The organism is Streptomyces sp. NPDC048411, from assembly GCF_040704695.1.
In the GTDB taxonomy this organism is placed as follows: Bacteria; Actinomycetota; Actinomycetes; order Streptomycetales; family Streptomycetaceae; genus Streptomyces.
Window position 1 is genome coordinate 1 of record NZ_JBEZKL010000167.1, and the last position, 14,569, is coordinate 14,569.

Consider the following 14,569-nt stretch of genomic DNA (forward strand, 5'->3'; position numbering starts at 1 on the left):
GTGACACACCGAGCGTGTGTCACGGCCCGCGGCTCTGTCGCGTACGGGGTGGGTGCCGTGGGCGTCCTGCGGCCTGCGCTTCCGCCTCCGAGCGCCGTTCGGGTTTGTTTTCTCCGTCCCGGGCGTGAAGGTGAAGGCCGGACGGGCGAAGAGCCCGTCCGGCGATCGAGGACAGCCACTCGGACGGGGCCCCGTCCCGTGGGCGGCTTCGGACGAGAACCCGCTCAGGGGGTAAGCGGGGGGCGCGGGCCGCCGTCGGGGCGCGGGCCCGGCCGAGTCTCCGTGTCGCGGATGACTTCGCCCTGGACGACCTTTCCGTCCGGACGGTGGATCCGGGCTTGCTGGAACGCGTTGGAGAAGCTGCCGGGGGCAGCGGTGCTCATACGGCGATCCAGGGACCGCTCCGCGTACCGGCCGAGCGTCGCACGGACCTGCGGCACCAGCAGCAGAAGTCCCGCCACGTCCGAGATCATCCCCGGGATGATGAGCAGCAGCCCGCCGAGCATCAGGAAGCCATTGCCCTTGCTGCCCGACGGGGCGGTGGGCGGCGCGGCGGCCTCACCGGGCCGGCCCGGCATCTGCTGGAGCGTCTCGGTGAGGTTGCGGAAGGCCCGGCGGCCGGCCGCCTTCATCACCACGGCCCCGAGCACGACGCCCCCGATCAGAAGCAGCAGCAAGGTGAACCCGCCCGCCACGTCCGCCACCAGGGTCAGCAGCCAGATCTCCAGCACTGCCCAGGCTGCGATGGCAAGCGGGATGAAGGTACGGGCGCGCGAGCGCCGCGGTGCGGTCGGGGGCGGGGTGCCGGTCGTCATGGTCCCCAGTGTGCCTGGACGGACGTCCGAGCGGGATAACGGCCTCCCACAAGGAAGGCCGTAAGGAGTGATCAGGAAGACTTGCGGCCCAGGACCCGGTTCGTACGGGCGGTGATACCCCAGGCCGTGACCCGCCACAGCGCCTCGACGAGGATGTCGCGGCTCATCTTGGAGTCGCCGATCTCGCGGTCCACGAACGTGATCGGGACCTCGACGACGTGATACCCCGCGTCGATGGTGCGACGGGCCAGGTCGACCTGGAAGCAGTACCCCTGGGAGGCGACCTCGTCGAGGCCGATCCCCTTCAGGGTCTCCGCCCTGAAGGCCCGGTAGCCGCCGGTGACGTCCCTGGTCTGCAGTCCGAGGAGCAGCCGGGAGTACGTGCTGCCGCCGCGGGAGATCATCTCGCGGGACTTGGGCCAGTTGACCACGCGCCCGCCCGGCACCCAGCGGGAACCGAGCACCAGGTCGGCGCCCTTGAGAGCGGTGAGCAGCCGGGGCAGTTCCTCGGGCTGGTGGGAGCCGTCGGCGTCCATCTCCACGAGGACGCCGTAACCGTGGTCGATGCCCCAGCGGAACCCGGCGAGGTAGGCGGCGCCGAGCCCCTCCTTGCCCTTGCGGTGCAGGACCTGGACATGGCTGTCCTCGGCGGCGAGCTCGTCGGCGATCTTCCCGGTGCCGTCGGGACTGTTGTCGTCGGCGACCAGGATGTCCACTTCCGGTACAGCGGCGCGCACCCGGGTGACGATCGGCTTGATGTTCTCGGCCTCGTTGTAGGTCGGGATGATCACCAAAGCTCTGCCGAGCGGGCCATACCGCCTCTGACCGCCGTCGTTCACTTACTGCCCCTCACGTCCGTACACAGGTGCACACCATATCGATCACATCAGGGCCTGGGAGCGACGCGGTGGGCAGCTGTCGGGCGCCGACCCGGACAGAAAGAGGGAAGTGCGGACAGAACTGCGGATCGGGGCCCGGCGCCCTTCGGGCCGACCTGGGACCCGCTGGCTGCGGGTCGACCGAGAGCCGTTGTCTACTGAACGTCCGGGCCCCACCCGGGTCGCACCTGCCGTCCGGTTCACACCTTCCCTCGCCCCCGAGGCGCGGGCGCTGAACCTGGCTGTCAGTGGTGGTGCGCCGGTGCGGCACACCACCCCATGACCCAGCGGCGTTCGACGACTGCGTGGAGGTTTAACCGGTCGGACGTCCTGTGGTGGACTCGACCGAACCTACCGGCCCGTGGGCGCCTCCTGTCAATACCCGTCTGACCTGCGACGTTTACCGAAATCACCTGGTCAGTACCGGAGATACGCAGGTCGCGGGGAAGCGCGGGCGCCTTCGATCGGCGGTACGAAATATCAGGACGTCACTCGTTCGGCCGCACGTAGACAGTTTGTCCGAAGACCACGGTCCGCAGACAGACCGGGAGGTCGCCGCCCGGGGTGAGATCCGGCAGGCCGGGCGTCCCGGACCTCGGGTCGGTCGACCAGCGGGCGACCCGGTCGTCCGGGGCCTGGACCACGAGCTCCTCGGTGCGCCAGACCGCGTAGTCGGCGGGGGCGCCGGGAACGAGGGTGCCCGCGTCGTCGCGGCCGACGGCCCGCCAGCCGCCCCTGGTGTGCGCGGTGAAACCGGCCCGTACGGAGATCCGGTGCTCCGGCGTCCGGTGGAACGCAGCGGCCCGTACGGTCCCCCACGGGTCCAGCGGGGTCACCGGGCTGTCCGAGCCGAAGGCCAGGGGCACACCGGCCCGCAGGAGGCCCGCGTACGGGTTCAGGGTGCGGGCCCGGTCGGCACCGAGCCGCTGGGTGTACATGCCGCCCTCGCCGCCCCAGGCGGCGTCGAAGGCGGGCTGGACCGAGGCGGTCAGACCCAGCTCGGCGAAACCGGCGATCGTCTCGGGGGTGAGCATCTCGGCGTGCTCGACGCGATGGCGTGCGGCGCGGATCCGGGGCAGCCCGAGCGTCTCGGACGCGGCCCGGACCCCTGCCACGACGGCGGCGACCGCCGCGTCGCCGATGGCGTGGAAACCGGCCTGCAGACCGGCCTCGGTGCAGGCGGTGACATGGGCGGCGATCTGCGCGGCGTCCAGGTGGGCGGCGCCCCTGCCGCCGGCCGGTCCGTCGGCGTAGGGCTCGTGCAGGCACGCGGTGTGCGAGCCGAGGGAACCGTCGACGAACAGGTCACCGGCCGCACCGATCGCGCCGAGTTCACGGATCCTGCGGGCATCCTTCTCGTCCGCGACCTGCTCGGCCCAGTAGCCGAAGACCCGCGGTCCCGGCCGTCCGGCGGCAAGCTTCAGCAGGGCGGTGAAGTCCTCCTCGTCGGAGATGTCGGGGCCGCCGCATTCATGAAGGCTGCCGATGCCGAGCGAGACGGCGTGGTCCAGGGCGGCACGCTGCGCCTCGGCACGCTGCTGCGGCGAGATCGCGCCATGGGCGGCGGCGCGCACGGCGTGGTGGGCGGCGCCGGTCAGCGGGGCGTCGGGGCGGTAGCCGGCCAGGGCGGTGACGCCGGGAACCAGATCGAGGAGGGCCGTCGTGACGACGGCGGAGTGCACATCGATCCGGGGCAGATAGAGCGGCCGGCCGCCGGCCGCGGCGTCGAGCTCGGCGCGCGACGGAGGCCGCTGCTCCGGCCAGCGCGTGGCGTCCCAGCCGTGTCCGAGGACGACCCGGTCCGTGGGGTGCGCGGCCGTGTACGCGCGTACGAGGTCGAGGGCCTCGGCGAGGGTGCGGGCGCCCGCGAGGTCCAGGCCGGTGAGGGCGAGGCCGGTCGAGGTGGTGTGGACGTGGGCGTCGGTGAACGCGGGAGTGACCAGGGCCCCTTCGAGGTCGATCACTTCGTCGACGCCGCTCGCGAAGGCGTCGGCGGCCCCTTCCGAACCCACCCAGGCGACATGGCCGCGTTCGACGACCATGGCGGTGGCGAAGGGGTCGGCGGGGCTGTGGACGTCTCCACCGCGCAGCAGCACGGTGCGGTGTTCGCTCTGGGGGGCGGTGCTCTCGGTCATGGCACCAGTCTCACCCTTGTGCGGAGCGGCGCCGCCCGCGCCCCCCTCAGATCTGCGGGGGGCGCGCCTCGTACGGGGTGGAGAGGACGACGGTGGTGCGGGTGGAGACCCCGGCCAGCGAGCGGATCCGGGTGAGCAGATGCTCCAGCTCCAGCGGGGTCGCGACGCGCACCTTGAGGATGTAGTTCTCGTCGCCCGCGACGCTGTGGCACGCCTCCAGTTCCGGTACACCGGCGAGCCGCTCGGCGATGTCGTCCGGCGCGCTCGGGTCGAACGGTTTCACCGAGATGAACGCGGTGAGGGGCAGCCCGACGGCCTCGGGGTCGATGACCGCGGCATAGCCCCGGATCACCCCGCGCTGCTCCAGCCGACGGACACGCTGATGAACAGCCGAGGTGGACAGGCCCGTGGCCTTGCCCAGGTCGGTGTAGCTCATCCGCCCGTCCTTGACGAGCAACTCCACAATCTGACGGTCCAGCTCCTCCATGCGGATCAACCTATGGCCCCGGGTCCCTCCAGGCACAGTCGTAGGGGCCCCGAACAGGGCACCCGCATGGGGCATGTGATGAATGCCACAGGTTTACGGATGGGTAGCCGACGGCCTCGCGGTTACGGCGGATGCGCGACGGGAAGTGCTTGCTGTGGTCGAGGCCGTGACGCCTTGTCGGCCCACCCGAGGGGGAGATTCTCCATGCAGAGCCTGAAGCTCACCGGACGTACCGAACCGGAACCTGTTGAACCCGTCGAGGACGCCGCTCCCGACGCGTACGACACTTTTGAGATGTACCGGGTGATCTGCCCGGACTGTGCGCAGCCGATCGCGCTGCTGGCCGACGAGGATGTGCTGCCGGAACACGCGCTGTGCCCGACGCCGTGGAACCCGTTCGTCCTCACGGTGTGCGCCGGAACCGGTCGCGACGCCGCGCAGGCACGTCCGGCCGACGAGTCGCTCGAACTCCAGGAACAGGAGATGGGGCTGCTGTTGACGCTCCCCCAGGGGCTCGACTGGCGGATGCAGCCGTTCTCGCACGCCGGTGGCGCGGGTTCGCGCCCGCTGCGGGTGCCGCACCAGATCCGCCGCAACGCCGCCTGAGACGCCCTGCCGCCGCCTGACGCGCATCGAAGGCGGTGACGGGCGGCGACTGACCGTCTGCCGGATTCCTCCGGCAGACGCCCGGCACACACGTGCCGCACCACGACGGCCGGGCCGGCGTGGTGCGGGCGATCGAGCCACGCTCGCGCGGCAGGGAAACCTGGCGAACGGGCGCTCGAATCCTCGCAGCAGTGACCAGGCCCCGCCCCACGGCGTTGGCCTGGCATGACCCTGCTGCAATCCACGGCCGGCCCCGGTCGTCGCCGTCTCGCCGCTCCGACCCCCGAAGAATCGGTTCCGCAGCCCGGTTCGCAGCCGGTACCCCCCTCGGCGTCCGCTCCGTCAGCACCGCGCGCGGTGCCGCATTCGACGGATCCGCCCATCTATCGGGCGATGCTGAGCCATTGGGAGTCCACCGGCAGGACCCTGCCGGGCCGTCATGACCAGGAGTGGAACCGAATCATGACGACGCCCGTGTGGTCGGACCGGCCGTTGCGCCTCAGCGGGTCTCGGGACCCGCGAGGTGGCGCGCGATGACCATGCGCTGGATCTGATTGGTCCCCTCGACGATCTGCAGGACCTTGGCCTCGCGCATCAGCCGCTCGACGGGGAAGTCGAGGGTGTAGCCATAGCCGCCGAGCACCTGGACGGCGTCGATGGTGACCCGCATGGCCGTGTCCGTACAGAACAGCTTGGCCATGGCCGCCTGCCGGGAGAACGGCTTGCCCGCGTCGCGCAGCCTCGCCGCCTCCAGATAGAGCGCCCGGCCCGCCTCGATCTGGGTGGCCATGTCGGCGAGCATGAACCGCAGCCCCTGGAAGTCGGCGATGGGGCGGCCGAACTGCTGCCGCCCGGTGGCATATCCGACGGCCTCGTTCAGGGCCGCCTGCGCGACGCCGATGGCGCAGGCGGCGATGCCGAGCCGCCCGGAGTCGAGCGCGGACAGGGCGATGGCGAAACCCTGCCCTTCCTCACCGATCCGGCGGGCGTCCGGCACCCGCACACCGTCGAAGTGCAGCTGCGCGGTGGGCGATCCCTTCATGCCCATCTTCTTCTCGGGGAGGGCCGCGCTCAGCCCCTCGGCGTCACCGGGGACCAGGAAGGCGGTGATGCCGCGGGCGCCCTCGACGCCGGTCCTCGCCAGAACCGTGTAGAAGTCGGCGATACCGCCGTGGGTGATCCACGCCTTGGTGCCGGTGATGACCCAGTCGTCGCCGTCGCGTACGGCCTTCGTGCGGAGCGAGGCCGCATCGGAGCCCGAGGCGGGCTCGGAGAGGCAGTAGGCCCCCAGCAGGCCGCCTCCCAGCATCGCCGGCAGGTGTTCCGCCTGCTGCTCCTTGGTGCCGTATCCGGCGAGGGCGTGGCAGGCGAGCGAGTGGACGCTGACGCCGAGGCCCACGGTGAGCCGGGCGGCCGCGAGCTCTTCGAGCACCTGGAGGTAGACCTCGTAGGGCTGGTCTCCGCCGCCGTGGGCGGAGTCGTACGGCAGACCGAGCAGTCCGGATTCGGAGAGCAGGGTGAAGACCTCGCGCGGGAACCGGCCCGCGTCCTCCTCCTCCGCCGCGTTCGGCGCGATCTCCCGCTGGACGATGTCGCGGACGAGCGCGACGAGCTGCCTGGACTCCTCGGTGGGCAGACGACGCTCCACCAACTGCGGGGCACGGTCGGACATGACGGCGCTCTCCTCCCTGTCGGGCGTTGCGGCGGTGCGCGCGGGGGGTGTGAGCGGCTCCGCCGGGGGATCTCCGGACCGGGGCCCGGAAAAGCACTAGTACCCAAACCGCTGCTGCCCTCCCGGATTACGAGAGTTGCTGGCCAGCGGCTGTGGCGGGTCGAGTATGCCCGATCGGACGGTATCCGTCACGGGGTGACAGGGAGGGTGCCCGGACGACCCGTGCGGGGCCGGACGACCAAGGGAATGGTCCGAACCATTGAACCAACCGGCGCTGTCCGTCTACGGCTCCGCGCGAACCGACCTTTCCACGTTCATGCCAGGTCCGGCTGCGGACCGATACGGGATGGGGCGGGGAGCCGGGCGGACTCCCCGCCCCATCCGTGTACGCCGGGCGCACCACGGCCCCATGAGGCCGAGCCGGGTGACAGACATGGCGCTGACGACGAGCGTCCAGCCCAGGAGGTTCTCCACCGGCTCGGACCGGCCCCCCGGACGTGAAGCGTGAGACACATGTCGGATCGGAGCGCTCCGCTCCGATAGAGTGAGTCGAGCCGCGGGACGTCGCTCGTGCGATCGCCATCGCTCGCCGGCGAGGAATCCGGGCCCTTCACCGCCGCCGTGCCGGCGGTGAACGGCGGGTTCGGCGTCGCGCGGATGTGACGCCGCCGGCCCCTGCCCAGCCGCCACGTCGGCGCCCGGGCGGGCGGCCACCCCCTTGTTTCGAGCGGATCGCCCCCACTTCCGTGCGGTGGCGATGCCGCCCCCTCACATCGATTTGGAGGAGTCGTCAGTGGACGACACCAGAACTCAGCACCGCGCCAAGCCGGCCTCGCGGCCGAACGCGGTGCTGGCCGCACTGCTCGCCACGGTGGGCTGCTTCGCGCTGATGCAGACCCTGGTCATTCCCGCGATGTCCGTGCTCGCGCAACGCCTGCACACCGACACCGCCACGGCCGGATGGCTGATCACCGCATTCCTGCTCGGCGGGGCCGTCCTCACCCCCGTACTGAGCCTGCTCGGCGACAAGTACGGCCACCGACGGCTCCTCGTGATCGTCCTGCTCATATTCCTCGTGAGCACCCTGGGGGGCGCCGCCGCCCCGAACATCGGCTTCCTCATCGCGATGCGCGCCGTGCAAGGCGCCTCCATGGCCACACTCCCGCTGGCCCTCGCCCTCGTCCGCGAAGCGATGCCCCGGGAACGGATCGCCTCCAGCTTCGGCACCACCGCCGCCATGCTCGGCGGCGGCGCGGGCATCGGGCTCGTCGTGGGCGCCCTGATCATCCAGCACACCTCGTGGCGCTGGATGTTCGGCGTCGAAGCGGTGATCATCGCCCTGGCGACCCTCATGGTCATCGCCTGGGTGCCGGAAAGCCCCGAGCGTCACAGCAAGCGCGTCGACGTGCCCGGGGCCATGCTCCTGGCCGGCGGGCTCGTCGCCCTGCTGCTGGCGATCACCGAAGGCACGAAGTGGGGCTGGCTCTCCGCCGGAGTGATGTCGCTCTTCGCGGCCGCCGCGGTGCTCTTCGCCATACTCGGCATGGTGTCGGCCCGCCGGTCCGATCCGATCCTCGACCTCCGGCACATCACCCACCTGCCGATGCTCATCACCAACGTCGCGGCGCTGCTGATCGGTGTCGTACCGTTCTTCTTCTACGTCCTGGTCCCGCTACTGCTGCAGTTGCCCAACGGTCTCCCGCCCGCGCTACGCCCGGCGGCCTCCTACGGATCCGGCCTGACCATCGTCCAGGCCGCACTGCTGACTCTGCCGAGTTCGCTCTGCGTCGTCCTGGCCGGGCGAACCGCGCACTGGCTGCGCGGGCGGCTCGGCACCCGGGCGCCCCTGGCCGCATGCATGACGCTGATGACGTCCGGAGCCGTGCTCACCGCGTTCTTCCACGGCTCCCCGGCGCAGCTCTCGCTGTGGTTCTGCCTGATCGGCCTCGGTGCGGGCTACGGGTACGCAGCGCTCGCCGACCTGGTCGCGGCCCTCGTGCCGCGCCGCGAGATCGCCGCGGGCAACGGACTGAACACCGTCATCCGGACAGTCGGCAGCGCCGTGGGCAGCCAGCTCGCCGTCGGCTTCCTGCAGACCTACACCGTGCACGGCACGCCCGTGCCCGCCGAGAAGGCCTTCACGGTAGGTTTCTGGGTCGCCGCCGCGCTCGGCGCCCTCGGTATCCTGCTCGTCGGCGCCCTGCGTATCCGCCCGTACCACCAGGACCCGACGCCCGAGTCCACCGTGGCAGCACCGGCTCCGGTCCTCAGTAACCAACACTGACCCAGTCAGCCCGCCCACGCGGCAGGACCGCGTCGACTGCCGCACCGAAGGAGCACGAGCATGCGCGCCGACCGCACCGGACCGCCCCGCGGACGCCAGAAGGAAGCCGACCGCAACGACGAGCGGATCCTGCGCGCGGCACGCGAAGTCTTCGCCGAACACGGCTGGGACGCCCCCGTCTCGGAGGTCGCCCGCCGTGCCGGCGTGGGCATGGGCAGCCTCTACCGGCGCTACCCCGCAAAAGAGGACCTCGCCCAGGCGCTGCGTGTGGAGGGCATGAACGAGCTGGCCTCCCTGGCCCGCACCGCCATGGCCGACCACCCCGACCCCTGGACCGCACTCGTGGCCTTCCTGCGAGCAGCGCTGTCCGCCACCAACACCGGCTCCCTCCTCCCCTTCATCGGGGGCCGTCTGCCCGCCACCGACGAGGTCAGCGCCGCAGACGACCGCCTCCGGACGGCACTCGACGACCTGGTCGACGCCGCCCACCGGGGCGGCGCACTGCGCCCGGACTTCAGCTCGGCGGACCTCCCGCTGCTGCTCACCCACCTCAACGCCCGCCTGCCCACGACCACCGAGCGCGCGGTCGAACTGCACCTGCGCTATCTGGACCTCGTCCTGGGCGGTCTTCAGAACCCCGCGAGGACGGGCATCGAACCTGCCGGCCCGCCCAACTGGGCGGAGCTGAGGGACCTGTGGAACTCCCCGTGACCGCCGCGGGAACGGCCGAGGGGATCGGCGCGAAGCCGGCCCCTCGGCAACCCCCGGGCCGGTGAACCCTCTTCGGCACCCGGCTCGGCCTCACGGCCCTGGACGCCATCGACTCCGCCAAGTCCGCGGCCGCCCGCCGCGTCGTCGCGGAACCGCACCGCCGGACAGTGGACGCACGCGACGGACACGCCGGCCGCGAGAGCCTGGCATCATCCGCACGACGTGCGGCACAAGTGGTCCACCGTGACCCCGACGAGCGGCGTGTCCATCCGCGAAGTGTCTCGCCGGCTCGGACATCGCTCGATCAAGGTCACGGGGGACCGGTACGGGCACCTCACGCAGGGCGGCCGGGAACGCTGCCGTCAGGTCGTCGAGGCGCCGTGGGGCCGCACATGCTCACACCAGGCCGAGCGACCGCAGAGCGCGGCGCTGACTCGATGCCGGGTCAGCAGGCCAGTAGATGTAGCAAACACCGCCAGTACCGCTTCTGACCTTGCCGTTTGCGTCGTAGCGCTTGGTGCGGAGCCAGATGTTCTCCCACTCGTGGCGCTTGTAGATCCGGCGGACCGCCTCGTCGCTCGGCGAAGCGGGGTCATTGGCGATCACGTCGCCGTCCGCCGTGAACCCGATCACGGTCATAAGATGGCCGGAGGTCCCGTACCCGGCCCCGGTCAGCTCCTCCTTGCGGAACGACTGCGACGTTATGACCGGGATGCCCGCCCGGATCAGCGTCTCCAGGTCCGTCAGCGAACTCAGCCGGGTCACCACCGCGCTCATGCCGTCGTACGTGGCGGCATAGGCGGCGTTGAACGGCCAGTTGCCGCAGCCCTCGTACTGGTAGTCGTACGTGAAGCGGGCCGCGTGGCAGACCTGCGGGTCCGCGAGGCCCGGCTTCACCCAGGCGAGATCCTCGGTGGTGGGCCTCCGCCCCCAGTACTCGATGATCATCTGCGAGGAGGTGGGACTGCACCACGCCTCACCGCCGTTGTCGTACTCCGGGTACTGGCCGGCGTGCACATTCTGCGAGTAGCGCGGCACCGGCAGTTCCCTGACGAGGCCCGGCGTGCTGGGCTCCACGGTGAACCGGTCGGGGATGTCCGAGGCCATCACGCCGAGCCGCCACACGGTCGGCGTGAGGCGACTGCCCGGGGTCCGGTAGAGGGTGAGCCGCAGCCGGTAGGACACCAGCCGCAGCCCGCTCGCCGCGTCGTCCACCGAGAAGGTGTCCGTCCAGATCGAGCTTCTGCCATCGGTCTGGTCGTCGACGGAGGTACGGCGGATGTCGCCGTCGCCCGCCGCCCAGCGGCCCATCACGTACCAAGGGGTCTCGGTGTCGTCCGAGTAGCGGCCGCACAGCTCGATCTGGATCCAGGTGCCGGCCGGGGCGTCCGCGTTCCAGGACGCGATCACCTCGGTGGCCGGGACCGACGAGCGGTGGCGCGGCGAGGTCCAGGTCGCGTACTCCCAGGCCGCCGTCTTCCCGGTGTGCGGGTCCGTGTAGTCGGTATGCCCCTGCGGGGTGCCGATCACCAGTCCGGGCCGTCGGCCCGCGACGGCGCGCGTCCCTGCGCCGGAACCGCTGCGCCAGTCGGTGTACGTACGCCAGGAATGGTTGTCCACCAGGGACGCGGCAGCTGAGGGCGTGGGGGGCGAGGCGAGCGAGGGCGCGGCGGCCGCGGAGCCTGCGGACGCCGCCGTGCCGGCGCCGGCGGCCACGGCAAGCGCGGCGGTCAGCACGGTTCTGCGTGAAGTCGGTCTGTTCATGGGCGAGACCCCCGGTCGTTGGCGGAATGGGGCTGCGGGTGCACGACAGTGCGCCAACTATTGCGGTTCGCGGCCGGATTGGGCCAGCGATTCACCTCGCGCCGCGGAACAAATATTGGTCTGGCCCACTGGCGTGACCTGCGGTTGCTCCGCATCGCCTCGTACGCTGGTCCGCATGAACGACCTCGCCCGCCTCGCCTCGCGCCTGATCACCCTGCCGCCGTCCTGCGGACCCGTGCGGCTGATCGCCGTCGACGGTCATGCGGGCTCGGGCAAGAGCACTCTCGCCTCCCGCCTCTCGGTGGCGCTCGGGGACGCGCCCGTGCTGCATCTGGACGACCTGGCCACGCACGAGGAGTTGTTCGGCTGGGCGGACCGGCTCCGGAACCAGGTGATCGGCCCGCTGTCGCGCGGGGAGACCGCGCACTACGCGCCGTACGACTGGACAGCCCGGCGCCTCGGCCCACCACGGACGCTGGAACCGGCACCGGTGGTACTGATCGAGGGGGTGGGCGCCGGCCGCCGGGCCCTGCGCGAGCATCTCGCCCGGCTGTGGTGGATGGAGCTCGACCCCCTGGCATCCTGGCAGCGGGGCCGACGGAGGGACGGGCCGGCACTTTCGGCCTTCTGGGACGGGTGGACCGCGGCCGAGCAACGACATTTCGCCGCCGATCCGTCGCGTCCGTACGCGGATGCTCTGGTACGCCAGTTGCCTGTGGGGTACGAGTGGCTGGAAGGACCCCGCGCGACAGCAGGAACGAACCGCTCCGTCACCCACCGTGAGCGTCCGGGCGCGACCTACTGACCAGTCGGAAAACGGTCCGGAAGTGCCTCAACTCCGCTTGACCCGGGGGCGGTACAGGTCTTACGTTCTCAATGTGCGGCTTTTCGGAGCCCTCATAGACGCGAAGCCCCCGGTTGTTCCCCCGTGATCGGGGGCTTCGTTCTGTCCCCGCACCCCCTTTCGTACGGCTGTTCACCGTATTCCGCTCACCCTCGGTCACGGCCCCCGTTCTGCTTGCGGCGCCCTTGGAGGCCGAGCACATAGGTGGGGCGGCCTATGTTCTCGGCCTCTTAGTCGCGCACCACCTGCGCAGGTACGATGCCTCTCGGTGCGGTCAATTCCCGTCCACGGCAGCATGGTTCAGCCCGCATGGACGGGCAGGTCGTGCGGCGGGACAACCTGGGGGCACGGCTTGTGGGGGACCTGATGGACATCGGCACGCAGGGCGCACAGGCCCCGGCCGACCTCGCCTGGCTGCGCGGCGTGGACGCCTACACGATGGGCGCCTACCCGCAGGCCGAGGAGGAGTTCAGAGCGGCGGTGCGGCTGGATCCCGGCATGGCGGACGGCTGGCTCGGCCTCCATGCCCTGCGGATCGACACGACGACCGCGCTGCTGCGGATGTACCGCCACCGCGAGCGCTTCGGCGAACAGCGCACCCGCCATCGGCGCACGCTCAACTCCTGGTACTGGCTGGGCTGGTGGGTACAGCCCGTGCTGGAGAGCCCGCGCGACCTGCTGCTCGCGCACGCCTCGCACTGGCTGGACGGACGCCATGTCCCTGAGCTGGACCGGGCGCTGGCAGGACTGCCACCCGTGGACGCGGACCCTCAGGTGCGGTTTCTGCACGCCTGCCGCTCGTATCTGGTCAAGGACTGGGAACAGCTCGTCCGCCACACCGAGCAGCTCGTCGACGATCCGCTGCTCGGCATCGAGGCGGGACTCTTCGGCGGGATGGCGCGAGTGCGGCTGGAGATGTACGGGCAGGCCGAGCCGCTCCTCTCCACCGCGCTGATGCGCTGCCGCAGCGAACAGCCACAGCGCAAGGAGCTGCGCTACTGGCTGGCCCGCGCGCACGAGGGCACCGGGCGCAGCGCGGCCGCCCTGCCGCTCTACCGGGCGGTGCACCGGATCGACCCGGCTTTCATGGACACCTCGGCGCGGCTCGCCGCGATCGCGGACTACGACGGGCTCGAAGGCTCCGACGAGGTGGCGGGTCTCGCGTCCGTGTCGCTGACCGGGTTGGGCGCCGACTCCACGGCCGCGGAGGTGCTGACGGACGGGGACCCGCTGCTCGGCACCGATCCGGTGGGCGGGCGGGAACTACGGCCCGGCGTCGATCCGCAGAACCTGCCGAGCGCCGGGGTGCCTCCTCGCGCAGACGGGGCGCGTAAGAAGACCGCCGTGCCCGGCCAGTCCTCGCAGGCATTCCCGGCGGGGCCCAGCGATCCGGCGCTGCTCGCCGCGGCGCTGGCGGAGCTGGAGCGGATGGTCGGCCTCGAACCGGTCAAGCGCCAGGTCAAGGCATTATCCGCGCAGTTGAACATGGCGCGGCTGCGGGCCGGTCAGGGGCTCCCGGTCCAGCCGCCGAAGCGCCACTTCGTCTTCTCCGGCCCCTCGGGCACCGGGAAGACCACAGTGGCCCGCATCCTGGGCCGGGTCTTCTACGCGCTGGGGCTGCTCGGCGGGGACCATCTCGTCGAGGCCCAACGCTCCGATCTGGTCGGCGAGTTCCTCGGACAGACAGCGGTCAAGGCCAATGAGCTGATCGACTCTGCGCTCGGTGGGGTGCTGTTCGTCGACGAGGCGTACAGCCTCTCCAACTCCGGCTACAGCAAGGGCGACGCGTACGGGGACGAGGCGCTGCAGGTCCTCCTCAAGCGGGCCGAGGACAACCGGGACCATCTCGTCGTCATCCTCGCGGGCTACCCCGAAGGCATGGACCGGCTGCTGGCCACCAACCCCGGACTCTCCTCCCGGTTCACCACCCGGGTGGACTTCCCCAGCTACCGGCCGCTGGAACTCACCTCGATCGGCGAGGTACTGGCCGCGGACAACGACGACGTGTGGGACGAGGAGTCCCTGGAGGAGTTGCGCTCGATCAGCGGCCATGTCGTCGACCAGGGCTGGATCGACGAACTGGGCAACGGACGGTTCCTGCGCACGCTGTACGAGAAGAGCTGCGCGTACCGGGACTTGCGGCTCTCCGGGTACGCGACGGTGCCCACCCGCGACGATCTGGCGACGCTGCGGCTGCCGGATCTCATGCAGGCGTACGGCGAAGTGCTGTCCGGCCGGGGGCCGGTTGACCGGGGGCAGCAGGAGCCTCCGCCTCTGTAACGGCCTCCCCCGCGACAGGGAGTGCGGGGATGCTGCTTCCGCTGACGTTGTTCCCGGGGGCGCTGGGCGAGGTGGCGCGGGCGTTGCCGTGGT

At 71.2% G+C, this 14,569-nt stretch carries 11 protein-coding genes; 5 read left to right on the forward strand and 6 right to left on the reverse strand.

All coding sequences use genetic code 11. The features are described from left to right. Positions 1-224: 224 nt before the first annotated feature. The 4 genes from fxsA to AB0915_RS34675 all read right to left on the reverse strand — a co-directional run bounded on the left by fxsA (position 225) and on the right by AB0915_RS34675 (position 4,315). A complete protein-coding gene (gene fxsA / locus AB0915_RS34660) occupies positions 225-815 on the reverse strand; it encodes an FxsA family membrane protein (protein WP_366694856.1) in 591 nt (196 codons plus the stop codon). 71 nt (positions 816-886) lie between these two features. Then, complete coding sequence (locus AB0915_RS34665; protein WP_366694857.1) at positions 887-1,654, reverse strand: polyprenol monophosphomannose synthase; 768 nt, start codon at positions 1,652-1,654, stop codon at positions 887-889. Between the two features lie 527 nt (positions 1,655-2,181). Continuing rightward, a complete protein-coding gene (locus tag AB0915_RS34670; RefSeq protein WP_366694858.1) occupies positions 2,182-3,828 on the reverse strand; it encodes an amidohydrolase in 1,647 nt (548 codons plus the stop codon). Positions 3,829-3,874: 46 nt separating this feature from the next. Further along, a complete protein-coding gene (locus AB0915_RS34675) occupies positions 3,875-4,315 on the reverse strand; it encodes an Lrp/AsnC family transcriptional regulator (RefSeq protein ID WP_358861554.1) in 441 nt (146 codons plus the stop codon). Positions 4,316-4,519: 204 nt separating this feature from the next. Between AB0915_RS34675 and AB0915_RS34680 the strand changes: the two genes are divergently transcribed. Then, positions 4,520-4,921 carry a hypothetical protein gene (locus AB0915_RS34680; protein WP_366694859.1) on the forward strand — a complete coding sequence of 134 codons (402 nt, stop codon included), beginning with the start codon at positions 4,520-4,522 and terminating at the stop codon, positions 4,919-4,921. 499 nt (positions 4,922-5,420) lie between these two features. On the opposite strand, the gene AB0915_RS34685 is transcribed toward AB0915_RS34680, so the two are convergent. Further along, positions 5,421-6,593 carry an acyl-CoA dehydrogenase family protein gene (locus AB0915_RS34685; protein WP_366694860.1) on the reverse strand — a complete coding sequence of 391 codons (1,173 nt, stop codon included), beginning with the start codon at positions 6,591-6,593 and terminating at the stop codon, positions 5,421-5,423. 793 nt (positions 6,594-7,386) lie between these two features. Between AB0915_RS34685 and AB0915_RS34690 the strand changes: the two genes are divergently transcribed. Then, positions 7,387-8,877, forward strand: coding sequence for an MFS transporter (locus AB0915_RS34690; protein ID WP_366694861.1), 1,491 nt, complete (start codon positions 7,387-7,389; stop codon positions 8,875-8,877). A 60-nt stretch (positions 8,878-8,937) separates the two neighbouring features. Further along, positions 8,938-9,588 carry a helix-turn-helix domain-containing protein gene (locus tag AB0915_RS34695; RefSeq protein ID WP_366694862.1) on the forward strand — a complete coding sequence of 217 codons (651 nt, stop codon included), beginning with the start codon at positions 8,938-8,940 and terminating at the stop codon, positions 9,586-9,588. A gap of 396 nt (positions 9,589-9,984) precedes the next feature. On the opposite strand, the gene AB0915_RS34700 is transcribed toward AB0915_RS34695, so the two are convergent. Next, the gene (locus AB0915_RS34700; RefSeq protein WP_366694863.1) at positions 9,985-11,352 is read right to left on the reverse strand and encodes a peptidase C39 family protein; all 1,368 of its coding nucleotides are present in this window, start codon (positions 11,350-11,352) and stop codon (positions 9,985-9,987) included. A gap of 175 nt (positions 11,353-11,527) precedes the next feature. On the opposite strand from AB0915_RS34700, the gene AB0915_RS34705 reads away from it, so the two are divergent. Beyond that, positions 11,528-12,157, forward strand: a complete 630-nt coding sequence (locus tag AB0915_RS34705; RefSeq protein ID WP_366694864.1) for a hypothetical protein — start codon at positions 11,528-11,530, stop codon at positions 12,155-12,157. Between the two features lie 405 nt (positions 12,158-12,562). After that, positions 12,563-14,476 carry an AAA family ATPase gene (locus AB0915_RS34710; protein WP_366694865.1) on the forward strand — a complete coding sequence of 638 codons (1,914 nt, stop codon included), beginning with the start codon at positions 12,563-12,565 and terminating at the stop codon, positions 14,474-14,476. The last annotated feature ends 93 nt before the right edge of the window (positions 14,477-14,569 follow it).